Below are 24,898 nucleotides of genomic sequence, written 5' to 3'. Positions count from 1 at the left end.
TCTGACTTTTTAAAAACCTTGCCACCCACGAACCGCTTCATACCCTTCCACACGAGTTGCCTCTATAAAAGCTCGACAGAGCTTACCCTCATACAACGCAGAACATCCCAATGCACGTGTCACTGTATTTGCACGTTCACCCAAAACATCTCTTACATCCCAAACATATCTCACAGCGCGGATCTGTACATACCATCCCAATATATAAGCTCTTGTAAATAGAGCCCCCAGACAGCCATAAGATCTCCAGACTTGTCATAAAAATCTATTTATACCACTGTCTTACCCTTCATAAAAAATGCAAACCGCCTCACCCTATATTTTGCCACCCCCCAAGTATTACGATAGCTCTTAAATCTCTTGGGATGATTGGTAAGAGGCATGCATTACCCCTTTCTTAAACACGAACATACCAACCTTGTATGACATGCAACGAAGTAATTTTAATAGATTTAAAATGAGAAAATTTATAATACTTAGATTTCTCATTCAACAGAGAGAAGGTTAAACTATCATTATAAATCAATATATTAGAAACAATCTCTTCATTATACAAAGCGTCTTCATAAGAGCATTTTAGATCACAGATAGGAATAAGCTCAAAACGCACACCGCGACAAATACCCTACGTTTTTTATCGCAATCTTTTTTGAAATCATTTCGCTCTCTAAGATCACCTTTTGTCTGGTTTCATCCCCAAAAAGAACGAAAATTTTTAAACTCTATTGATCTGTAAACAATAATAACTCAGCTTCTTGTCTAACGCGTTCCACCTGCTCACTTCAATATCAGAACACCTCAAAAGACAGATTTCATGAGAATTTTCATTTCCTCTCAACATCTCAAAAGGCGACGATTCTTATTAGCAACGATTTGTAAACAATCCACTTTCTCTGGACAGGTTCCACTCAGCTTCCCCATTTATATGGTTTACTCACATAAAGCTAGACAAGAAAACCCTGCCTGAGAATATTCATCACTACCGCTAAAGCTCATGCGTCATAATTTTAGCGACCTCACTGCCTAAGGTGCTGTATCACATACAATATATTGATTTATAATGAAAATTTATTACGCTACAACTTGAATGAGAGCTCTCAATATCATCAGATTCTCTCATTTCAAATCTGCTCTCTATTGAATCAATCAAAACCATTTTCTTGCACATCACATAGGACTTGCACATCACAAAGGAAGAGAGCCTGCGCAGCGTAAAACTGTACAAGAAAGACATGCCTCTTATGGACTTGTCTCAAGTGCCAAGGGCTGTCGCAATACCCACGAGCTGGCAAGGTGTATGATAGTGCCAGTTTGTTACGACTCAACACTTTTTTACCGCACAATGGATAATTTAACCTTTTCAGTTTCTCTCACTTCCAATTTTGGCAGGTTGCGCACAATTTTCATTGTTTCCAAGCTTACAGTAATAACCCGCTGAAACAATTCCAATGGATAAGCTGGATTACCCACCGTTTCAACAGCATAGCGATTGGCATCATTCACAATCCCACTCGCTTTATCCGTTTTGACAACCTGCCGCTCCATAACCCATTCAAGAGCAGGCCTGCCATTGATCACATACTCATAAGCTTCAAGAGGAATATTCTGCATCGTGATATTCGCATTATAAACCACGGTGCTTTTGTCAATAGCACCACGCTTACCAGCAAATTTCATTGCTTCAACACGATAAAAACTCTTCTCATCAGAAATCACCCAAGTTCTTGGATCACCCTGTTTATAGGTAACGGGATAGGGTTCAACCTCTTCATAATTCATATGCAAATCACCAAGCTTTCGCCCCGCTGTAACAAAAGCCCAAAAATCCTCTACCTTTTTAACTGTTGGAATACGCGGCAATTGTTTAGACAGATTATGCGCATAACGAGCACGATAATCTTCAGAATGCAAAATCCCATAAACATAATAAAACAAATCATCCTTTGTTATCATTTCGCCAGGATAAGCTGCCTTAAAATAAGCCAACCCTTCGTCCGTAAGAGCATCACGCCGCTCTAAACCAGTTTCTTTGCTTTCCTCTGCAAAATTTGCAAACAAATGAACCTGATCCCCCTCCTTATTTTTCAAGGACACAGTATCTTCATAAACATACCGTGGAAAACATTGACCAGTATCCATTGCATGAAGATTAGATAAATTCTTAGTCATCAGAACAGAAAATCCACTGCTTGCTCCAATTCCCGTAACTTGTATCACCTTATTTTCAGCCGCTTGTTCCAGAGGAAAAATACGTGGCATTTGTAAAACTCTATGGTTAAAAACACGATTGTAATAGAGCCACTGTTGTGTAAAAGGACGATAAAGGCTCTGGGTAATATACGTATCTTTAAATTTAAAAGCTTTCCCCCTTATTAATTCTTCTTTAAGGCTACTACTCCAACTAATCTTTCTAGAATCTGTATTGACAAAATCGTTCACAGCATTTGCACGTGCTTTGCGATCAGAATGTAGATACGCAGCATTAAAACGCTCTACTTCACTGTTATAAAAAGCAATCATATTGCTCATATTCTTTGCTAAAGCTTCACGACTTGAGTTATATGTCCAAGCATCACGACTAGTTTGTATACCGCCAGAAAAATTTTCAAAGAGCCTTTTATCACTGCCTTTCTTGTCACCTAAGGCTAGAAATTTTTCAAAATCATTATTGCGCTGATTCAGCCAATCGCCATGCTCATCAGGTGTAATCATCTGCCAGCTGTGTTCACGTGTGATACCACCAATACTCCCCAACCTCTGAAGTTCACGGAGCTTTTCTTTTGCTGTGAGATAATCTCCAATATCACGAAAATATATTTTCCCATGCTGTTGTGCATCCGGATTTTTAACCAAAATGGAAATCGCAATAGGTGCGCGAGACCCAGAACCAAAAATCTTTCCCCCCTCCTTTCGAGAGAGTTCTCCAGAAGTTCGTTGATTCCCCCGCAAATGGAAAATATAAAGGCTGCTAAATTCCTCGATTAAACATTTTCGTAAACCATCCGTAGAGTAACTACTAATAAAACCTGCATTTGTCACAAAACCAATAACACCACAGTCTTTTATACGGTCACTTGCCCAACGAATGGCACGAATATAACTGTCATAAAGTCCATTAACATTGCTTGCTTTAGATTGAGCGGCATAGGTTTCACGAATGCGACGATCCAATTTAGGATAGCCAATATTCTGCGCATTGTCGTTTTCACTTTTTTGTCCAGAAGAATAAGGGGGGTTGCCAACAATAACACGAATATCCAGTTCCTTCTGGTGCGCCCGACGTGTACTGTTATCCACCAGCAAATCACTGATCAGGTCTTTTTCTTGCTCATAAAGCTGGAATGTATCGGTCAAACAAATTCCCTCAAACGGAACATAACCTCCCCCCATCAGACCATGATAGGTCGTCTCAATATTAATGGCTGCAATATAATAGGCTAAAAGCACGATTTCATTGGCATGAATTTCACGACAAAATTTGTGTTTCATCTCCTCTGGTTTTATCAGACCCGATTGTAAAAGCCGCGTGATAAAAGTACCCGTTCCAGTAAAAGGATCCATGATGTGCACACCCGATGAGCCAAGCGTTTGCCCAAATTCTTGCTCTAAGACATCATTGACAGAGTGCAAAATAAAATCCACAACCTCGACGGGGGTATAAACAATGCCTAGTTTTTCTACAGTGCGTGGAAAAGCATAACGAAAAAACTTATCATAAAGCTCTACAATCAACCTCTGTTTTGCTTTTGGATCCGTAATGCCACTGGCTCGTAATTTTACACTTGCGTAAAATTTTTCCAGATCTTTGGATTCCTTATCAAGATTTGCCTCATCAAGCACATCAAGCATACGCTGCATAGCACGCGAGACAGGATTCTCACGTGTGAACTGATAGCCTTCAAACAACACCTGAAAAACAGGACGCGTGATAATATGCTGTGCCAACATCTCAATCGCATCAGCTTCTGTAACAGCATCATTTAAATCATCACGCAGTTCTGCCACAAACCTGTCAAAGGCTTGACGCGCCTCAGTATCTGGCTTTGCCAGAATACCTGTTAAGCGTGCAATATGATTCTTAGCAATTTCCGCAATATTGCTCGCCCAATCCTCCCAATAATCTCGTGTCCCACACTTTTTGACAATCTTTGCCATGATGGCACGCGAAATCTCATCCACAGGGAAAGCAAGCTCCCCTTGTTCATCTGTAAAAAGGACATCACGCTCCGCTGTACCAATACCCAATCGTGCTGGTTGTGCGCGTAGTGGAAGATTGTCTACAATAGCCGTAATAGCCTTTAATTCAGTGCTCTGTGTGACACCAATAATCTCAATCACATTGCTAATATCTTGCCCGAGGGATGCCTTATTAATCGTTGCATCAAAACGATCATCATGTGCACGCAAAGCATTTAAAATTTGCCAGATAACCCGATATTTATCATTGTTGTTCAAAGCCTGTTCCGCTGGAGTATCAAGAGGAATACCAATTGGCAAAATGACATATCCCATCTTTTTACCCTCAGAGCGACGCATCACCCGCCCAACCGCTTGCACAACATCAATCTGGCTCTTGCGTGGATTTAAAAACATGATCGCATCAAGAGCCGGAACATCCACCCCCTCAGACAAACACCTTGCATTGGTTAAAATACGACAAACATCATCCCCACTATCAGCTTTCAGCCAATCAAGTAATGCACCACGATCCTTTGCATTGAAAGCGCCATCAACATGCTCAATTTCACACTTCAGAAAATGTTCATTTTCTGTATCCTCTTTCGTATAATCAAGATATTCTCTAACAACCGCAGAAAACTCATCACGAACGAGTTTAGAACTTTGAATAGTTTTACAAAACGCTAAAGCACGATGCATAGGATATGAATCCGTACCAACATCAGCCTTCATATTTTGTTTTGTCAAAGCCTTATAACAGCCAATAATCTTCGTTGCATCATCAAGAATAAGCTCAGAATCGCTATCACTAAGGCGCTTCTGAACAGCGGAACTGACCAATTTTTCGTCCATTGCTAAGACAATAACCTTATAATCTGTTAAAAGATCATTTTGTACTGCCCATGAAAAACCCCGATAAAAAAGTGTTTTACCAAAAAGCTTTTCATCATCCATCGAAGCAAGAACAGCATTAACTTCATTCGCGCGACTTTTTGCGTTATCACCAAAAATACGTGGTGTCGCTGTCATATAAAGGCGCTTCTTGGCGCGAATAACATCATTGGAATGCACCTTAACAAAATTGGATTCATCCTCTCCCACCAGCGTTGCCCCTGTTGTACGGTGCGCTTCATCACAAATGATAAGATCAAATGTTGGCAAACCATAGTTTTTCTGAGCATCAGCAATCACCTGAATGGATTGATAGGTTGCAAACACAACGGTCATCTTATCTGCAACACTCTTCCCCACCTGATCTGCAAGTTTAGCCGCATTAGTTGTCGCCGGAAAAGCAAGATCAAACACATCAATTTCAGCAACATCATCACTATTTTTACGACGCTTTCCCACTTGTGTATCAGAACAGACAGCAAAGGATCTCAATCCAATTCCTGCATCCGTTGTCCATTCACGCACCGTCTGTGACATCAGCGCCAAAGAAGGAACAAGAAACAAAACAAACTTGCCTTCACCTGCCAAATCCTCAGCAATTTTAAGACTGGTAAATGTCTTACCAGTCCCACAAGCCATAATGAGCTTACCCCGATCTGCTTGAGCAAGCCCAGCACGCACATCACGCAATGCCTCCAGCTGATGTGGACGCAGCTTCTTTTTATCCTCCAAAACAACTTTGCCCTGGGCTGCAAAAATTTCCCAACGGATCGGACTTTGTTGTATATCGGAAAGATTAATCCGTATAACAGGAATATCTTGCCCCCGTATCATTATTTCAGCGTTATCACTCCAAGCACGTTCAGTACTATCTATAATAACACGCCGCTTGAATGGAGCTTTCCCTGATGCCGAAATAAAACTATCAATATCTGCTTTTCTAATCCGATAGGCTGCATCATAAAATTTACATTGGATTGCCGCAAAACCCCCTCCATCACGAAGCTTTGCCACAAGATCGATACCAGTATCATGACCATCCCAATCATTTTCATGAGCCCAATCTTTAAAGGTTTGAATCTTCTCATAACACCCAGACTGAAGAGGATCATGTATCAGATAAGCAAGAGCAAAACGCTCAAAATATGTACCTTTATCTCGTTCGGTACGCGCTTCATCACGATAGCTCTGTAAAAGCGATTGCAGCGTCGTCATGCTTTTCTCTCTATTAAAAACATTTTCAATTATCGAATCTAGACCTATTCATTAATGCCTCTTGTTCTACCCAAAAAACTTAAAAAAAGCTTAAAATTGCTTGATTTTAAGATATTTCGTCTATGCTTAATTAAATCAACAAGAGAGAATCTTTTGATCCTTTTGAGTATCCCCCAAATCATATGATGCATTTACTGATGTCTATATCCCTATGGAAATAAACGGTAAGGCGTGATGATTTTGAAAATATTTTTTGCCTTTTGTAAGAATACAAAATAAAGTGCACAATAATTTTAGGATTTAGCTTAAGAATGAGAGGGGGGAAATGGATACGACACCTGCGAACACACAAGACACCAAGGAAGAAACTCCACACACAAAACAGCGCATTTTACGAACGATCATGCATATAATTTCACTATAATACGCAAAATATTAGTCGTGATATTCAAAATATTGATTTTTGAAATATTTCTTTGTCTTTTGTTCTTTCGTAGACTAATTATTTGCTTCTTATACTTTATAGCGGGTGGTTTTAGAATTCTTTTTTATCTGTACAATATATTGATTTATAATGATAATATAGCGTCATTCATATTAAATTAGAACTCTGAATAACGTAAGATTTTCTCATTTCAAATCTGTTTATCTTGAATCAATCAAAACCACCTGCTTGCACATCACAAGCGGGATGAGTGTGTGGAGAAAAACTGTACAAGAAATGACTAAAAATGGCTCTTATGAACCGCCGCCTTAATGCAAGGTCTATCGCAACACCCACGAGCTGGCAAATATAATGATGGTGCCGGCTTATTACTTCATAAGCGTAAAGATGGAGGTGCTCAATAGATTTACCATGAACAGCGTCGCAAAATAGGCTTGGATACCTTGAGAAATGTTTCTTTAAAACAAGAGTGTTAATGTGCAACACAATGGCGCTCTGTATCGAACTTGTAGCAGGAGGAAGAATACCATACCAACTAGACATACCAGTGCTCATCACTAGCGCCATTATGTTCTTTAGCAGCATAACTGCAGCTTGGTATTACGATGTTCTCTTACTTCATCTCACATCTGCTGAATATGAGCTTATTCTTTTTCAATAAATGAAAGCCCCTTTCATTCATACATCATTCAAAATAAGAAGTTATCCGCCTCTCAAACTTTTTGTCTTCCTCACCAAACTCATGAAATCAAACCCGCATCTCACGGTATTAGTTCCTAAGATCACGCCCCCTACCGAGTATCTGACGGCATCCTTACCCTAGAAACTCAAATGGTTTGTTTATCCTTCAGCTCCAAAATCATGAGATAAGGCAGAAAAAAGCGATGCCTTAAACAAAATATTCTAAAGAAAGCTAAGTTACTCGCATAAAGGAACAGAAAATGGCTGTGTCTTAGGTCACATTTTAAAACTTGAGCACGATCATAATTTATTTGCATAAACCTAAACACCTATAATTTGCACCACCTTCTGCAAAACTAAAAGTGAGAAATCCTCATAACCTCTTTTCCGAAAATCTTAAAAAGACTAAACGAAACCTCTTAAACTGCTCAACTATCTCGATACCAGTTCATTTTTTTGGAAGAACGCAGGTTTAAGCTGTTTTTGGCATCAACCTTCTTTTTTGTTCTTTTGTTTGTTAGCAGATATACTATTCCCTCGCCTCTTTTTAGGTTAAATCTTAAGAATCGCCGCGCAGTATATTTCATTTGTCCTCCTCTTCACATCTCAGAAGACGAGAATTTTTAACAAAATTCAGTCTGCAAGCAATCTCATTCTAACGGGTTCTATTTAATTTCTCCTTAATAGGATTTACTTCCATAAGACTCGACAAGAAAGATTTAAAATATTCATCATGCATTCTCAAAACATTTAATGCCTCAAGAAGGCTTATATGCCTACCATATCTCACATGATGGGGTGTCCTATAAAACGCTTACCTCTAGTGATACGTTCCACTTAATGAACAAAGCGTTTTCTAAAATAGAGCAGCAAATAATGCTAAACTTTTTCCATTCATGTTTCGCTTCATAAATGCTTCATCCAAGTGGAAAGCATCACGAACAAACATGCCCCAATTGATAAAGCTTAATCGCGTGAAAGAGCGACAACAGGGTCAAGCCGTGAAGCTTGCCGCGCTGGAGAAAAGCCAAAACATATTCCTATGAGGGTTGAAAAAGTAAGAGACATAATGATCGATTCAATAGTATAAACCAAATGAATAGGTGCCTTAAACAGAAGAAACAAGCCACCTATAGAAAGTCCAAGCAAGATTCCCAAACCACCACCAATCACACAAACCAAAATCGCTTCAATGAGAAATTGCTGTAAAATATCACTTTGCCGTGCACCAACTGCCATACGCACGCCGATTTCATTGATCCGCTCAGAAACAGTGACCAACATAATATTCATCACCCCAATACCCCCCACAACCAGGGAAATAGCTGCAATTGAAGAAATTAAAAGTGTTAAAATATTTGTACTCTCCATAACACGTTCACGGAAAAATTCAGAATTTCTAATGAAAAAATCCTCCCCGCCATGCCGCATAATGAGAAAACGTTTTATCATGGTCTCCGCTAAATATGAATCAATATCATCAGCAATCCTAACGGTAATCGCACGAACTTCTGTTGTACCAAGAAAACGCGTCTGCACTGTTGTATAGGGTAAATAAAGCTGTAAAGTATTTGATGTATCTCCACTTGCATTATTTTGCGAATCAACAACACCAATAATACGCGCAGGAACATTACCCACATTCACCACCTTTCCAAGGGGGCTTTCATGGCTATGGGGGAAAAGAACAGACAATGCTTCTTTCTCGATCACGAGATCAACCGCCCGATCATGGACACTTTTTTGATCAAAAAACTGTCCTTTGAAAACTTTGAGCCCCTGTGTCTGAAAAAATTGTTCTCCCACCCCCGCAATAATGGCATTGACTTCAATTGCACCAAAACGCACTTTCGAGCTTGCTGAAATCTGTGGTGTTACACCAGAAACATAAGGTAATCCAGACAAGGCTTCTGCATCAGCTTCAACCAAACTGGTTATTTTTTCTGCTTGTGGATCAGAAAAACTTTTACCAGGAAAAATGGTTAATGTATTAGTACCCAAACTTTTAAAATTTTCCAGAATTTTCTCTCGTGTACCATTCCCTAAAGCCACCATAGCAATAATCGCCCCAATACCGATAATCACCCCAAGCATTGTTAGAAAAGTCCGCATGCGATGTGCATTCATTGCCAACAGAGCCATCACAAACGCCTCACGGAATCGCTCAACAAAAGAACGAAAAAAGCCCAGTTTTTGTTGGCCTTTTAGATTTTGTTGTTCCTGAAGAGATTTTCCACCAACTTTTGTTTTTGCAACCCTTGACTGCTTATCAGCAATAATTTCCCCATCACTGATTTCGATAATACGCTCTGCTCTTTCAGCCACCTGCATATCATGGGTTACAATGATAATGGTACGCCCCTCTTGATGAAGTTCATCCAAAATATGCAATACTTCTTGCCCACTCTTTTTGTCCAATGCACCAGTTGGTTCATCTGCAAGAATGACCTCCGCATTATTCATGAGCGCCCGAGCAATAGAAACACGTTGTTGCTGACCACCAGAAAGCTGATTTGGACGATGATTTATCCGATCACCCATGCCCAAACGCGTTAAAAGATCCTGTGCCCGCTGTTTCCTTGCTTCCACGGCACATCCCGCATAAATAGCCGGAATTTCAACATTACCAAGAGCTGTCAATTCATTCAACAAATGGTAACGCTGAAAAATAAAACCAAAATGATTACGTCGCAAAGCCGACAATTCATCCGCAGAAAGGGAAGCTGTTTCTTTACCAGAGATCCAATAACGACCAGAAGTTGGACGATCAAGACAGCCTAAAATATTCATCAAGGTTGATTTACCTGAACCGGAAGCACCTACAATTGCCACCATTTCACCACGTTTAATGGTAAGATTGATGTCTTTCAAAATGGTAACAAACGCTTCGCCCGCAGGAAATTTGCGCACAATATTTTCCAAGACGAAGACAGCATCTGCTTGATTTGTGCTCATGCTTTAACTCTCGTCTTCGCTGTGCATGTGAGAAGACTCTGGCATCACTCCATCAGACGAACTAGTGACGACGACATCACCCTCGTTAAGTCCTGAAACAATCTCTGCCATAACCTTATTATTCAACCCAACGCTCACCTGTTTAGTAACCACCTTATTTTCCCCCACCAAAACAGAAACCCATGCTTTACGCTCTCTTGTCTCATCGCGTAAAGCATCACTTGGAACCAACAAGACATTCTGCGCGCGCCCTAAGATAATATGAACTTGAGCAGTCATATAGGTTCGCAAAAAATTGTCCGCATTATCAACATGTAGAATTCCATTGTAATAGATAGCCGATGATATTAAAGCACTAGAACCACTCACCATACCAGGATTAATACTCACATCAGCACGAATTGCTTCAGGAGCCGGCTCTACTTTTTCTAAAACGCCTTCATAACGACGCTGTGAATTACCTAGAACTGTAAAATAAAGTGGTTGTCCAGCTCGGACTTTAAGAACATCTGCTTCTGAGATTTGCGCCTTGATCGTCATCTTTGATAAATCACCCAAAATAACAATTGTTGGCGCCGACTGAACCGCATTCACATTCTGCCCTTCTTCCACAACTGTTGCCAAAACCGTTCCCGCTGAAGGGGCAGTGATGCGTGTATAACCTAAATTAACCTCTGCACTCTCCACATCAATTTGTGCTTGCACAATCTGCTGACGAAGTTGTTCAATTTGCGCCTCGCGTATTTTCACCTGTGTCGCAGCCTCATCGAGGTTCGCACGTGAAACCGCACGTGTTTCAATCATTTTTTTCTGACGCTCTAAATTTTTCTGTGCAAGAGAAAGATAGGCTTCTTGTTCTACCAAACTCGCATAATAATGCGATAATGCTGCTTTTTTTCTTTTTAAATCATTTTCCTGATCTGTAGGATCAATTTCTGCCAAGAGATCGCCTTCTTTCACAACACTCCCAGGGGAAACATGCATTGACACCACACGCCCTGTTGCTCGCGCACCAACAGCCACCAACCGGTAAGGACGTACAAGACCAGAAGCTAAAACACTTTCCTCAATATCCCCACGTTTCACCACAGCGGTTATATAAGTTGGAGTAGATGTTCCAAAAAAAACAGAACGTAACCATAACAACAAGAGAATGAGAAATATAGCAGTTAAAAAGAAGGAAAGTTTTTTGTGTTTTGTAATGAAATTTTTGAGTAAGTTTTTTTTCATTTCCCTACCTTTGCACGCGAACGAGGTGCATTATCAACGACTTCTGGACGCGATACATCAACAACGCCATCCCAGCCCCCCCCCAATGCTTTCATCAACGTGATATATTGCGTAACCAAAGAAACACGGCTATCTTTAAGTGCCATTTGTGCAGAATAATAAGAGCGATCAGCATTTAACAATTCAAGAAAACTAGTATTTCCATTCTCAAAAAGGTTCCGTGAAAGTTTTAAGGAATGAAGAGAAGCTTTATTCGCAACGATTAGCTTTTCTAAGCGTTGATGTTCCTTCGTTAATCTTACAAGCGCATTTTCTACATCTTCTAAAGCTTCCAACACAGCAGCTCGATAAGTAATAAAAGCTTGATCACGCTGCGCGCGCGCTACCGCAATAGAAGCCTCGACCTGACCTCCATTAAAAAGAGGAAAACGAAGACTAGGTCCAAAAGACCAGCCAATCGTTGAATTTTTCCATAATTGATCAATTGCCGTTGCTGCTGTCGAAATATTACCTGTTAAAGTAAGTGATGGATAACGATCTGCTTCACGTTGACCAATCCGTGCTGTCGCTTGCGCATATTGACGCTCTGCCCGTCGCAAATCTGGACGTGTTAACAAAATATCGGCTGGAATTCCTGCTGGTATCGGCCAGCGTGGTTGTGGAATCTTTGCATGCTTAGCATTTTTTTGTAAAAGATCCTTCAATGCCGTAGGCACACGACCAGTTAAGACAGAAAGGCGATGAACGCTCATTGCTAAATTCGCTTCCATCTGTGATATATCTGCTTCTGTATTTGCCATTTGTGCTTGCGCATTTGAAACATCAAGCTCAGAAACATCACCAGCTGTTAATCTAGCGCGCATCAGTTCATAAGTTTTACGTTGTGATACAGCAATTTGCCGCACAATAAACAACTTTTGTTGCCAGCCACGCATTTGCACATAATTTGTTGCCACATCTCCTAGTAATGTCACCATGGTAGCGCGCATATCTTCCACAGCCGCATCAAGGCCATAACGCGCTGCTTCAACCGCACGTTTATGCCCACCAAAAAAATCAAGCTCCCAGCTTGCATCAAAACCACTACTATACTGGTTGAACAATGCATCAGACTGTCCAGAACGACTACGGGTTCCTGAAATTGAATTGGACACATTTGGCAAAAGAGTTCCCACAACCTGTCCTAAACCCGCACGCGCCTCACGTACCCGAGCTTTGGCAACAGCAACATTATTATTTCCAGAAATCGCGTAATCCATTAACGCATCTAGAACAGGATCATTCAAATGCCGCCACCATCCGGCAAGCGCAACGGGCTGCCCAGCAGTCTGTGCAGATTTTTCTCCCCAAACTGCTGGAACACGAAAAGATGTTTTCTGGTAATTAGGACCAACCATACATCCTGACAAAAGCAAACACAACAAGACACTAAAAAATAATCCACGAGAAGCGCCCCATTTGAGATTTCTGATATACATCCAGTCTCCCGCATTCTTTCAGAATCATTATTTAATATTAATACTTTATTTACCTCTTATTTCAAACTTGACGTGAAAAATCAAATACAGTTTGCACAGGAATATGATCTGAAGGACGTTCCCATCCGCGCGCATCACGAAAAATCGAAAGATCTACAACAAAAGGGGCTAAATCTTGAGAAGACCAAACATGGTCAAGCCGCCGCCCATAATCAGTAAATGCCCAATCGCGAGCACGATAACTCCACCATGTGTAAAGCTTGGTAGGAACAGGAATATGCAACCGCATCAGATCAACCCATCCACCTTGACAACACAAATCCTGTAAACGCTCGGTTTCAATGGGAGTATGGCTTACAACCTTCAACAATTGCTGATGAGACCAAACATCCTCTGCCAAAGGAGCAATATTTAAATCTCCCACCAAAAGAGAAGAAAGACCATCGCCTTGATCCGCACGAATGGAGGACATTTCTTCTAAAAAATCAAGCTTATGACGAAACTTTTCATTCACATCAGCATCAGGGATATCTCCCCCAGCAGGAACATAAAAATTATGAATCCGCAAGCTTCTCCCATGGGCTTCCACAATAACTGAGATATAACGGCAATCTTGGTTTTGGCAAAAAAAACGTTTTTCTACCTTTTTAAAAGGCAAACGAGAAACAATAGCCACCCCGTTATAAGATTTTTGTCCACTCAATGCGATATGCTTATAACCCGCTGCTTCAAAAGCCTCCACTGGAAATAAAGCATCTGGACATTTTGTTTCCTGTAGACACAAAACATCTGCGGAAAAGAGTTCCAAATACTGAAAAACCTGTGCAAGACGCAAACGAATAGAATTAATATTCCAAGTCGCAATACGAAAGAACATTTGTTTTAATCCCAATGACGTAACACTCTTTCTTCATTTCTTCGAAGGAAGTGTGAACATCCCATTAGCGAACCGGACGTCTGTCCGCACATTCATAATCTGCACAGTAGTTTCCAAATTTTGTTGGTCAACAATTGTCCACTGTCGCAAAGCAGAGCCTTTAGAATCAAAAACCATCCTTATTTGCCCTGCCCCAATCGTTTTATCACGCAGAACAATCGTCACGGCCCCTGGATCTTCGCGAAATGCGAACAAGCGCCCAGAAGATACATCAATTTTATCATCCAACAGAAATTTCATTGGCGTTTGCGAAAGTTGTGAAAAGTTCCAAGTATTCAAAGCCCGATTGTTAATGCCCACAAATTGACCATCTGCAATAATCTGTAAAGGCATTTTCTTGTAAATAAAACGAATTTTCCCTGGACGCTCTAGATAAAACGTTCCTTGAGACATCTTTCCCTTTGGACTAAATTGAATAAAATCACCTGTCATTGTTTTGATTGCCGCAAAATGGTTCACAACATTTTGCGCCTTTATCACTTTATTAGAGGCTTGCGAAAAAGCAGGAACAGTTAAACACCAAAAGATAATAATTCCCACCAACCCAAAGACTCTTCTTTGCAGTAAAAAAGACGTTTTCATAAAAAATGCTCCCAAGCAATACTTAATTGACTTTATAATTCATAACTTAAGTGATCAACGACGAATAAATACCCTTCTTTATAAGATAAAGATATTGTTTGAAAAAAATATCAAAAGATTTTTAAAAGTATTTTTCTTCGACAGTCTCCAAAATTTTTCGCTTACCCATATCATTAGCTGGACTAATGATGCCTTCTTCTTCTATCCTTTCGATCAATGTGGCGGCACAGTTATAACCAATGCCTAAACGACATTGAATATAAGAAGTTGAAGCCTTACGATCACGAAGCACAATAGCAACAGCTTGACAATAGGAATCATCTGCTAAAGAAAAAGCTAAAGAAACATCCTTTTTTATTTCTTGCGGTATCGTTTCCAAATAATCAGTCTGCGTTTAAGTTTCCGAAATCATCAAATTTTCCTGCTTTTCTGCTGATTTTCTAAACGCATAATATATTCTTTCCCACCCCTAATCTATGAAGCAACATAAATTATAGTCAATACATAATGGATTAAGGACTAAACATATTACTCGCGAACCTGAAAGCTCTTTTAAGTGTCAAAAATGCTTTTTTGACTTCCTTCCCACCCAAAAGAATAAAAATCTTCATCCGAACCACTCTGTAAACAATTTGGAGTTTAGCAAATTTCACTTAGCTTCCCACCCCATATAATTCATTTATATTAAGACTCGACAGATCAGCCTTGCCCTAAATATTTAGAGCGCACTTAAAAAGACACTTAAATACCAAGTCTTACATGCTTTTACACCTCTACACTCGCAATGACATTATTTTATACCAAGATATTGATTTATAATAATTTATCTTTTTAACTTAAATCATAACGCCAAAGACAATAAGATTCTCTCATCACATACTCTCTCATATTGAATCAATTCAAATCATTTGCTTGCACGTTACAAGCAAGGTTGGTGTATGGATAAAAGTTATAAAAGAATCCCCTTATAAGGAGTCTCAAGTACCAAGGAGCTATCGCAAATTGAGAGCTGGTATATGAAAATGCAGACTTTCTACGATACAATAGGATAAACACTTGTTATACAAGGTATTATAAAAACAACTATAAAGATTTTTCAAAAGCGCTCTTCTTCAGCAGGCACTAAAATTTCTCGTTTCCCTGCGTGATTTGCTGGACTAATAATACCTTCTTCTTCCATCCTCTCAATCAATGTCGCAGCGCGGTTATAACCAATGCCTAAACGGCGTTGAATATAAGAGGTCGAAGCCTTACGATCACGAAGCACAATAGCAACAGCTTGACTATAGGGATCATCTTCTGAAGGAGAAGACAAAGAAACATCAGCACCATCCTCTTCAACTTCTTGCGTAATTGTTTCTAAATAATCCGGTCGTGCTTGCGCTTTGAGATGCGCAACAACCTGCTCCACTTCATCATCCGCAACAAAAGGCCCATGCACACGCTGAATACGTCCTCCTCCCATCATAAAGAGCATATCTCCTTGTCCCAATAATTGCTCGGCCCCCTGTTCGCCTAAAATTGTTCGGCTATCAATTTTTGAACTCACAGAAAAAGAAATACGTGTAGGAAAATTGGCTTTGATCGTCCCAGTAATAACATCGACAGAAGGACGCTGTGTCGCCATAATTACATGGATACCGGCAGCACGTGCCATTTGTGCTAAACGTTGAACCGCTCCTTCAATATCTTTACCAGCAACCATCATCAAATCAGCCATTTCATCAATAATGACAACAATATAGGGCATAGGACTAAAATCAAGTGTTTCCGTTTCATAAAGAGGCTCACCAGTCTCGCGATCAAATCCAACTTGAATTGTCCGCACCATTGTCTCTCCCTGACTTGCAGCTTCCCTAAGACGTGCATTAAACCCATCAATATTACGAACGCCTAGTTTTGACATTTTACTATAGCGTTCTTCCATTTCACGAACAGCCCACTTTAAAGCAATCACGGCTTTTTTAGGATCTGTCACCACGGGTGTTAATAAATGGGGAATGCCATCATAAACCGAAAGCTCAAGCATTTTCGGGTCCACCATAATGAGACGACATTGTTCAGGTGTCATACGATAAAGCAATGATAAAATCATTGTATTGATAGCAACAGACTTTCCCGATCCTGTTGTACCAGCAACCAAAAGATGGGGCATTTTTGCTAAATCTGCAACAACAGCTTCCCCCCCGATTGTCTTACCCAAAGCAAGTCCTAGCTTGGCTTTGCTGTCAATAAATTCTTGCGCCTGCAACATTTCTCGTAAATAAACCATCTCACGCTTTGCATTAGGCAATTCTATTCCAATAACATTACGTCCTGGAACCACCGCAACACGCGCCGAAATCGCACGCATCGAGCGTGCAATATCATCTGCCAAACCAATGATACGGGAAGACTTAATGCCTGCAGCCGGTTCAAATTCGTACAAAGTTACCACCGGTCCAGGACAAGCATCTATAATTTTTCCTTTGACTCCAAAATCTAACAAAACCCCTTCAAGCTCCTGAGAATTTGCTCTTAAAACAGCAGGAGAAAGTTTTGCATCCTTAACAGACGGTGGTGGAACCGAAAGATAATCTACAAGAGGAAGAACAAAACCACCCTTTGAAGAAGCTGTTAAAGACTTTCGATTTTTAACAGGAGAAACATAGGCTTTATTTTGATTTTCCTCACACTTTACTTTTTCACCTAAAAAAGTTGGCTCAATCCGATCAAATGGCTTTCCTTGCCCTTTACTCTGAAAACGCCTTTTGAAACAGAATAAACGAAAAAAACGCGCTTGTAAAAAATAAAAAAGATGCAAAAGAGCGCCACAAGTTGTCGCAAAAAAACCATGATTTTCACGATCCTCCTCTGTGGCATATTCCGCATCTTCTTCCAACTCAAAGACTGGATTAACGATTTCGTCTTTTGGAATGCTTTTTTCTTTTCTTTTCTTTGTTCGACGCCGCCATATCACATTACCAGCAAAAGCAGCGGTGAAAAAACCTAAAAGAATAAAAACAACACTGAAAAACACCGTGTAAGGAGGAGAAAGAAAAAGAGGAAAGACTGAAGAAGCAACACTTAAAACTTTATCTCCTAAAACCCCTCCCAATCCCATTGGCAATGGCCAATAAGTAAAAGAAGCAATAGGTGACATAAGAGCAAAAGCAATTAAAAAACAAATCGTTGATAGCACCCATAAAAAAAAGCGTAAAGTCAAATTGTAGATATTCTTTTGCGCCAACAAGAGAAAAGACCAAAATAACGGTGGCAACAAAACAGAAAGACTTGCCAAGCCAAAAAACTGCATAATAAAATCTGAAAAAATTGCCCCCATCCACCCCATAAGGTTTGTAACCTCATTTGTACTTGCATGAGTTAAAGATGGGTCCGCAACATTCCACGTCGCCAAAGCAAACACACAAAAAATAATAAAGCCCAAAAGCCCGAGCCCAATAAATACTCCTATCTGACGTAAAAACATCTCAATAAGACGCGAACCTTGAGAATTTCGCACTTCTAATGAATCATAAGGAGAAGAACTTCGGTGCATCTATCAATTCCAAATACAAAAATTTTATATTTTAAAGAGTTATAACTCCCTCTCTCTCTTAAAAAAGGATGAAGCTTAAACTCTGTACCAATTTGTAAACAAATAGCCTGTAAACAATCCGACTTCTTATCTAGCGCGTTCTACCTTCTAACCACTTCATATCATTCATATACCACCACCCTAAGAGATAATCCTTCATAAGGCGCACAAAAAGCTCTCCCTGAATATTTATCACACGATCAACCAAAAAACACCTTATGTGTAAAGTGTTACATGGGTGCTATAGGCACCTTCTTAAACAAATAATATTTTTTACGCTACATCATGATAACGGCGAAATATGAATACTGTTTTAACCATCACGAATGACCACAATTTTTTATCTATTTTTATCTATCATACTAACGAAATGTCCCCCTTCAGGACAAGCATACTGAAGTAACTCACACAACTTAAAAAATACACGACCATCTTTGTTTATTTTTAGTTTTCTTTTTTATCAACCAAGTGTAAAAAGAATTGAAGAAGATATTAAAAAAAGCTTATCCGATAAATCTGTAAGATGAATCACATAAATGATTAAGCAGAAAAACTCTGAAAAACCAATCTGTCATCAGATTGGCGCTAAAAAGAAACCTCGTTTTTGTAAAGCAGAGAGAAAAGTAAAAGTTAAGATATTTTAGGCAATGTAAAAAGATATTCTTTTTAAAAGAAAGCAAACTATAAACAATGGAAGAAGTATTGTGTGTTCTAATCGCAATAAAGACGTACAACCCAATAAAAAAATTAAATCTCATAAAACTAAACAATGTGATCTGCTCATTGCAGGAGGAGCGGCTGTCGGTTTAGCCCTAGCGATAGCACTCAAGCAAACAGCCCCTAATCTGAAAATAAAAATCGTTGATGCTGCTCCACAAGGAGATACCCCTGCTTCTAACATACGAACCATTGCCCTTGCTGCTGCTTCTATTCGTATGTTAAAACAATTACAATGTTGGGAATCTATAAAACCCTATGCGCAACCCATTCATTCAATGATCATCACAGATACAAGCACAAATGATCCTGTCAAACCCACTCTTTTAACCTTTGAAGGCGACATTAATCCCGGCGAGCCCTTTGCTGCTATGGTAGAGCATAGAGAACTCATCAACACTTTAAAAAAACGTGTCAAAGATCTCAATATCCCTGTTATTACAAACACCCGTGTCATTGATTTTCATCAAGAAGACCAACATACAACCGTCACTTTAAATAATGAAGAGGTTTGGCAAACAAAATTGCTTATTGCAGCTGACGGAGCCCATTCGAAATTACGCCAAAAAGCAGATCTTAAAAACTTTTCTCATCCCTATAAACAAACAGCAATCATCTGCACAGTTGAACATGAAAAACCCCATAATGGTCAAGCAATTCAACATTTTTTACCTGCCGGTCCTTTTGCTCTTCTCCCTCTTAAAGGCAACCGATCCGCCATTGTGTGGAATGAAGATCATAAAACTGCGCAATATTATCTCAAAGCTGATGCACTTATTTTTGAAACAGAACTCGAAAGACGCATTGGCCATCGATTAGGCAAACTCTCTTGGGATGGCGAACGTCAAGCTTTTCCTTTGAGTCTTTCTTTAACACGTCAATGCGTTAAACCACGTTTTGCTCTCGTTGGCGATGCCGCCCATACCATCCACCCCATTGCAGGACAAGGACTCAATTTAGGATTACGCGATAGCGCTGCGCTGGCTGAAGTGATTATTGAAACAGCACGACTAGGTCTTGACATTGGCTCCCTCACGGCTTTAGAGCGCTATCAAAGCTGGAGACGTTTTGAAATTGTCCGTATGGCTTTAAGCAATGATTGGCTTAATAAACTCTTTTCTAATGATAGCCTTCTTTTACGGATGCTCCGCGATACCGGCCTTGGAATCATTAATCAAGCACCAAAAATAAAAAAATACTTCATTCAAGAAGCTGCCGGACTCTCTCCAAATGCCCCACGTCTTCTACGCGGCTTCCCACTTTAAGAAAAAATTCATACTATTTTACAACCTTTCCCTTCCTCCTTCAAAGAACAAAAAATTCCTATCTCATCCAATCTGTTTACAAACCGGATTCCTGTCGAGTAATTTTTTCTTGACTTCCTCCTCCCATATTTCACTTAACATAAAACTCGACAAGCAAGCTACATTATGAGAGTATTCACTACGCACTGAAAAAAACGTTTAATATCTCAAAGAGGTTGTTGCTTTATATCACCACACCTTAAAAGAAGCCATTTCACGGCATAATAAAATAAACAAGACTTTTTAGCACACAACACTTTTATTTATAATAATAAGTTCATTGTTCTCATATTGAGTGAGAAATCTAAAGATCATAAAATACCCTTATTTCAAATCTCTCTCATGTTGAAGCAATCAAAATCATTCGCTTGCACATCACAAGCGAAAGTATCGTATAAATAAAACAATTAAACAAAGCGACAAAAGCCTCCCTCTCTCAAGAACTAAGGACTTTAGCAATATTGGAGGCGAGTAAAGTATATAATGGCACCGGCTTATACTTTTTATTGAAGTAAAAATGGTGGTGTACAATGGATTTTATATGCTCATAGAGACTTTTACGTTATACTATTCACGAGAAGCGCTATAAAATAAGCTTAGTTGCATTGAAAAATTTTTCTTTTAAAAAAGCGCGTAAATTGGAAACATAAATGTATTCCGTTTGGGGCATTCTGCTTCTCAGACAAACTCTTTAACTTATTGTGGAATACCACACAATTTTAGAAAAAATATTCCGATATATAACAAAGTGTTCCGCACTCTATACCATCACACACAATTGTAAAACCGCATATCATTCCCTTATTTCACACCATAAAAGAAGATAAACTGCAATAGAAATAATCCAATCCTTTTATTTTCAAATAAGCTCTTTATTCATTATTCATAAACGCTCAGAAATGAATTTTAATCACAAACGCTCAGAAATATGTCATAAATTCTATAAAACCCATAACAGCCATAGAAATTTTCCATTTTTCTACACACTCACTCATCTCAACTAAACGAACGATAAATAAAGTAAATGCCTCATATATAATCTTACAGAAAAAAGACCAAACAAAATCTATAACATCAGGCTTGTTCTACAGAACAGTATTTCAAAAATATAAGTATGCTAATTTATTAACATATTAATTGATAAAATTATCATTTTACATATTGAGTTAAAATCCCTATGCAATAAATTATTCTCATTTCGACCATTTTTGTAAATAATCAATAAAACTCTTTATTTACATAGACTAAAAAGAGCAACGTTAATGAAACGATAAAAAGAAGTAAAATACCCCCCTCTCTCAAATGCCAAAAGCAATTACAATATTTCAACCTGGCATCATCATTATGCTTGCCAGATTATGACAACAAGACCTTTTGCATTTAAATAAATTGTTCACGCTCCCTATTGTTGTATTTGGTAACTCAATACTTTAATATATTTGTTCAGTATGTTTATACAATCAAATTACCCAAAAGAGCATACTTCTTGCATTTACATTCCTTAGTATTCCCTTATCTTGTAAATATCGCACACGTGTTACGTTACTTCGAGTTCATCAAGTGTATACCCATTCTCCAACCACTCTTTAATCCACTTAGGTCTACGTCCACGCCCATTCCATAATTCCCATTGGTTATTGGGATTTCTATAATGGCGCTCTTTGCTCACAAGATCAGCGATATCAATTCCATGGGCATTAGCAATTTCAAGAATTTTTCGTCGCGCATTTTGCTTTTCCTTTGCTTGCCGTTTTTTTAATTCCACATCGATTTGTGTACGCATCTCTTGTAGCTCATCAAAATTCATATTCTTGAGATCATTCACCTTAATTACTCCCCTTGCAAAAAAGAATTTCTTTTTGCCATATTTTAAACACAATTATAGACAATTTCTGTCCATTTATTATCGAAATTAAAATTACGATACATATATCACTTTGACGGAGATGTGCTTTGAGCCACAAAGAACTGTTTATTGGTATATCAACTACCACCACTGCATCTTTTTTCAGTTCAATTACTGGAACTACTAAATGCAGTGCTCAAACACCATCACACCTCTCTGACTCTCATGAATCAGTAGTCAAAAGTAAATATAAATCGTCACTCTATAAATTATGGCAATACGCAACAAAGAACAAGCCCTCTCTGTATAATGATAGTGTAGTTCATTATAACAGTAAAACCTCCCCTTACACACAACGGCTTTTTACTTCGTATAAATTTTTTTTGAAAAGATTTTTGCAACTAGAGAATTATATAAAACAAGCAGCTTCAATACAGTATCAAAGATTATTATTTTTTAAAAGCAGCGCCTTTTTTCGTGATTCCAATAATATTGGTTGGCGTAATGTGCTCTGTTTTATTCAACACTTTTATCTCGTTGGTTGGATATTCGCATATATTAGAAATCTTCTTAGAAGAAAACAAAGCAATAATCACAAGGAATATTCTAAGCTAAACAATCTCATTCTGCAAATTTATAAAATCAAAAGACAACGAGAAAAAGCACCACAAAGAATTAGCATTTTTATTAATAAAATTCTTCGTAATAAGGTGTATTGCTAATGATTGTTCCAGATTTCACATTTTTTGCTGCTGCATACATATCCAATACGCCCCCCATAGCATTTTCAGTTATCGCCAAACAAGAAGCGCGGGACAATGTCTATGTAACAGATGATAAAGATAACTTGTTCTATCAATCATCTCAGCTTAAGGAAACAATCGCAACAGCTGAACAGTTTAAACAGAATAAACATAATTTTAACATAATTTTAGGGCAAATTGATGTTGGAAATGTGAAATTGTTTTCTCTTTTTGATGCATTTGATTTTTGCAGAAATCTTACAGCTGCACAAAGCGCTTTAACTTACTGCTATGAACAAACAACATCAAAGTGCGTCTTTGAAAAAGCGACTTTGCAGTCTGTGCTGAATTTTTACAATACAGAAAACTCAAGCCACACCCGTATGCAAAAAATTACTTCATATGTTGGAGTAAAAGCTTCTGTACGAGGAAATGAAGACTTGCAGGAGCCTGTAAAGCTTAAAAAAGAAGAACCAGAACAGACAACTAAAGTAGATTCTCTTTCTCTCTCTTCAAAAGGAGAAGAAGATGCATTTACACATAAAGAAAGTAGCGCCAGAGATGCTTTTTCAGCTGAAGATTTTCTTCATCGAGAAGATCACTAGAGTAACGACTGATATTTTCACGAAACCCCAGAAATTTGATAGGATATTATAATGAAAGGTAGATAAGAAAATGTTAAAGCTCTAATTAGTAAGATTGAACAAAATCTCTTCTAATTGAGGGCAAAGATAATGAAAATGATAGAACAAAACAGCGTTGATATAGCATTTAGTCAAAAAGCAGCACGTGAGATTACAGTCGTGATGCTTTCAGAAAGGGAATGGTATTTCACGTTTATTTCCGATGATCCAATCACCGGAAAGCCAAATAAATATACGTTACTTACACAAAGAGGAAAACTAAGAACTTGGGCTGATCCAAAATATCTCTTTAAGTTTCTTCATGAACGAGGGGTCATTTGTGGGAGTTTTAATCTTAATCAGGATAAAGAACATGAAACAATTAAATATTCTTCACACAACAGCTCGTAATAAAATTGCTGCATTGTCTGCAGCTTTAACTGTATTTTTTATGACCAATTCCACATATGCCCAAGCAGCGGGTTTAGATCCTGCAAAAAAGGCTTTAGAGGGACTCCAAACAGATTTAAAAACGATTATCCCTATCGCTGCTGCAGTTATACTTTTATGCTTAGCAATTGGTTATGCAGGACGCTACATCGGAAAAGACACATTTGTACGGTGGGCAATCGGTGTCGTTATCGCGGGTTCAGCAGCTGAACTAGCAAATTTATTATTTAAGCCTACCTGATAAATCCATTAAACACGAAGTATTTCTTTCATGAAAAAAGAATTTTAGACTTTAATACTTTTATCCCACATCAATTCAATGAAATTATCCCTATTTCATGGAAAAACTACTTGCGCCAAATACAATTTTATAAGGTTGAACGATATGAAAAAATTAATCAATTTTCAATTGAACGATAATAACAAAATTACAGCAACCTCTGCAGCTTTAACTGTATTTTTTATGGCCAATCCTGTGTTAGCCCAAGCAGTAGTTTTAACTCCTGCAGACAACGCTTTAAAAGCGCTCCAAAAAGACTTGAAAGATATTATCCCCATTGCTGCTGCCGTTATACTTTTGTGCTTAGCAATTGGTTATGCAGGGCGCTATATCGGAAAAGATACATTCGTACGGTGGGCAATTGGTGTCGTTATCGCTGGTTCAGCAGCTGAGCTTGCTAATTTGTTATTTAAAAGCACCTGATAAATCCTATTAAACACGAAATGTTTCTGTTATAAAAAGAAACTTAGATTTCTGTATTTTTATTTAGTGAAATAACAAACTATATCAAAAAAAGAGATTATTTATACCAACTGTAATCTAAATTGGAATAAGCAATATGAAACAATTAAAAACTCTTCAAACAATAATTTGGAATAAAGCTACTAAAACCTCTGCAGCTTTAACTGTATTTTTTATGGCCAATCCTGTGTTAGCCCAAGCAGTAGTTTTAACTCCTGCAAATAACGCTTTAACTGCACTCCAAACAGACTTAAAAACGATTATCCCCATTGCTGCTGCCGTGATACTTTTGTGCTTAGCAAT

Annotated in this window: 16 protein-coding genes and 2 pseudogenes; 8 read left to right on the top strand and 10 right to left on the bottom strand. The window is 38.6% G+C overall.

Annotated elements, in window-relative coordinates:
* Positions 1 to 9: 9 nt before the first annotated feature.
* Both ACFIM6_RS03770 and ACFIM6_RS03765 read right to left on the bottom strand, forming a co-directional pair.
* Positions 10 to 144 (bottom strand): hypothetical protein, encoded by a 135-nt coding sequence (locus ACFIM6_RS03770; protein ID WP_375611713.1) that lies wholly within the window; start codon positions 142 to 144, stop codon positions 10 to 12.
* 1,188 nt (positions 145 to 1,332) lie between these two features.
* Positions 1,333 to 6,285: a DEAD/DEAH box helicase gene (locus ACFIM6_RS03765; protein ID WP_375611712.1), complete on the bottom strand. Its 4,953-nt coding sequence runs from the start codon at positions 6,283 to 6,285 to the stop codon at positions 1,333 to 1,335.
* A 731-nt stretch (positions 6,286 to 7,016) separates the two neighbouring features.
* Here ACFIM6_RS03765 and ACFIM6_RS03760 point away from each other — a divergent pair.
* Positions 7,017 to 7,203, top strand: a pseudogene (locus ACFIM6_RS03760) (integrase); the annotation flags it as partial.
* Positions 7,204 to 7,205: 2 nt separating this feature from the next.
* Positions 7,206 to 7,391 carry a hypothetical protein gene (locus tag ACFIM6_RS03755; RefSeq protein ID WP_375611711.1) on the top strand — a complete coding sequence of 62 codons (186 nt, stop codon included), beginning with the start codon at positions 7,206 to 7,208 and terminating at the stop codon, positions 7,389 to 7,391.
* 986 nt (positions 7,392 to 8,377) lie between these two features.
* On the opposite strand, the gene ACFIM6_RS03750 is transcribed toward ACFIM6_RS03755, so the two are convergent.
* The 7 genes and pseudogenes from ACFIM6_RS03750 to ACFIM6_RS03720 form a co-directional block, all read right to left on the bottom strand.
* Positions 8,378 to 10,366, bottom strand: a complete 1,989-nt coding sequence (locus ACFIM6_RS03750; RefSeq protein ID WP_375611710.1) for a MacB family efflux pump subunit — start codon at positions 10,364 to 10,366, stop codon at positions 8,378 to 8,380.
* 3 nt (positions 10,367 to 10,369) lie between these two features.
* Positions 10,370 to 11,596, bottom strand: coding sequence for an efflux RND transporter periplasmic adaptor subunit (locus ACFIM6_RS03745; protein WP_375611709.1), 1,227 nt, complete (start codon positions 11,594 to 11,596; stop codon positions 10,370 to 10,372).
* Positions 11,593 to 13,074 (bottom strand): efflux transporter outer membrane subunit, encoded by a 1,482-nt coding sequence (locus ACFIM6_RS03740; protein ID WP_375611708.1) that lies wholly within the window; start codon positions 13,072 to 13,074, stop codon positions 11,593 to 11,595. Before ACFIM6_RS03740 ends, ACFIM6_RS03745 begins: the two co-directional genes overlap by 4 nt.
* Before the next feature lie 61 nt (positions 13,075 to 13,135).
* Positions 13,136 to 13,951, bottom strand: coding sequence for an exodeoxyribonuclease III (locus ACFIM6_RS03735; RefSeq protein ID WP_375611707.1), 816 nt, complete (start codon positions 13,949 to 13,951; stop codon positions 13,136 to 13,138).
* Between the two features lie 33 nt (positions 13,952 to 13,984).
* Positions 13,985 to 14,593, bottom strand: a complete 609-nt coding sequence (locus ACFIM6_RS03730; RefSeq protein WP_375611706.1) for an outer membrane lipoprotein carrier protein LolA — start codon at positions 14,591 to 14,593, stop codon at positions 13,985 to 13,987.
* 121 nt (positions 14,594 to 14,714) lie between these two features.
* A pseudogene (locus ACFIM6_RS03725) lies at positions 14,715 to 14,978 on the bottom strand (DNA translocase FtsK); the annotation flags it as partial.
* Between the two features lie 711 nt (positions 14,979 to 15,689).
* A complete protein-coding gene (locus ACFIM6_RS03720) occupies positions 15,690 to 18,131 on the bottom strand; it encodes a DNA translocase FtsK 4TM domain-containing protein (protein ID WP_375611705.1) in 2,442 nt (813 codons plus the stop codon).
* Positions 18,132 to 18,874: 743 nt separating this feature from the next.
* Between ACFIM6_RS03720 and ACFIM6_RS03715 the strand changes: the two genes are divergently transcribed.
* Positions 18,875 to 20,152, top strand: coding sequence for a ubiquinone biosynthesis hydroxylase (locus ACFIM6_RS03715; RefSeq protein ID WP_375611704.1), 1,278 nt, complete (start codon positions 18,875 to 18,877; stop codon positions 20,150 to 20,152).
* Between the two features lie 1,576 nt (positions 20,153 to 21,728).
* Here ACFIM6_RS03715 and ACFIM6_RS03710 read toward each other — a convergent pair.
* Positions 21,729 to 22,016, bottom strand: a complete 288-nt coding sequence (locus ACFIM6_RS03710) for an H-NS family nucleoid-associated regulatory protein (RefSeq protein ID WP_015857007.1) — start codon at positions 22,014 to 22,016, stop codon at positions 21,729 to 21,731.
* Between the two features lie 742 nt (positions 22,017 to 22,758).
* On the opposite strand from ACFIM6_RS03710, the gene ACFIM6_RS03705 reads away from it, so the two are divergent.
* The 5 genes from ACFIM6_RS03705 to ACFIM6_RS03685 form a co-directional block, all read left to right on the top strand.
* Positions 22,759 to 23,385, top strand: a complete 627-nt coding sequence (locus ACFIM6_RS03705) for a TrwN protein (protein ID WP_375611703.1) — start codon at positions 22,759 to 22,761, stop codon at positions 23,383 to 23,385.
* A 129-nt stretch (positions 23,386 to 23,514) separates the two neighbouring features.
* On the top strand, positions 23,515 to 23,814 hold the full coding sequence (gene korA, locus ACFIM6_RS03700) for a KorA family transcriptional regulator (protein WP_015857010.1): 300 nt from the start codon (positions 23,515 to 23,517) through the stop codon (positions 23,812 to 23,814).
* Positions 23,777 to 24,094, top strand: a complete 318-nt coding sequence (gene trwL / locus ACFIM6_RS03695; protein ID WP_375611702.1) for a VirB2 family type IV secretion system major pilin TrwL — start codon at positions 23,777 to 23,779, stop codon at positions 24,092 to 24,094. Before korA ends, trwL (ACFIM6_RS03695) begins: the two co-directional genes overlap by 38 nt.
* Before the next feature lie 144 nt (positions 24,095 to 24,238).
* Positions 24,239 to 24,556 carry a VirB2 family type IV secretion system major pilin TrwL gene (gene trwL, locus ACFIM6_RS03690; RefSeq protein WP_375611701.1) on the top strand — a complete coding sequence of 106 codons (318 nt, stop codon included), beginning with the start codon at positions 24,239 to 24,241 and terminating at the stop codon, positions 24,554 to 24,556.
* Between the two features lie 136 nt (positions 24,557 to 24,692).
* Positions 24,693 to 24,898, top strand: a 206-nt coding sequence (locus ACFIM6_RS03685) for a TrbC/VirB2 family protein (protein WP_375611700.1), incomplete at its 3' end; no start/stop codon positions are given.

The organism is Bartonella sp. AA9NXGY (assembly GCF_042196845.1).
Lineage (GTDB): Bacteria > Pseudomonadota > Alphaproteobacteria > Rhizobiales > Rhizobiaceae > Bartonella.
Note: the sequence above shows the minus strand (reverse complement) of the source record. Positions and strands in the feature narration are given on the sequence as shown.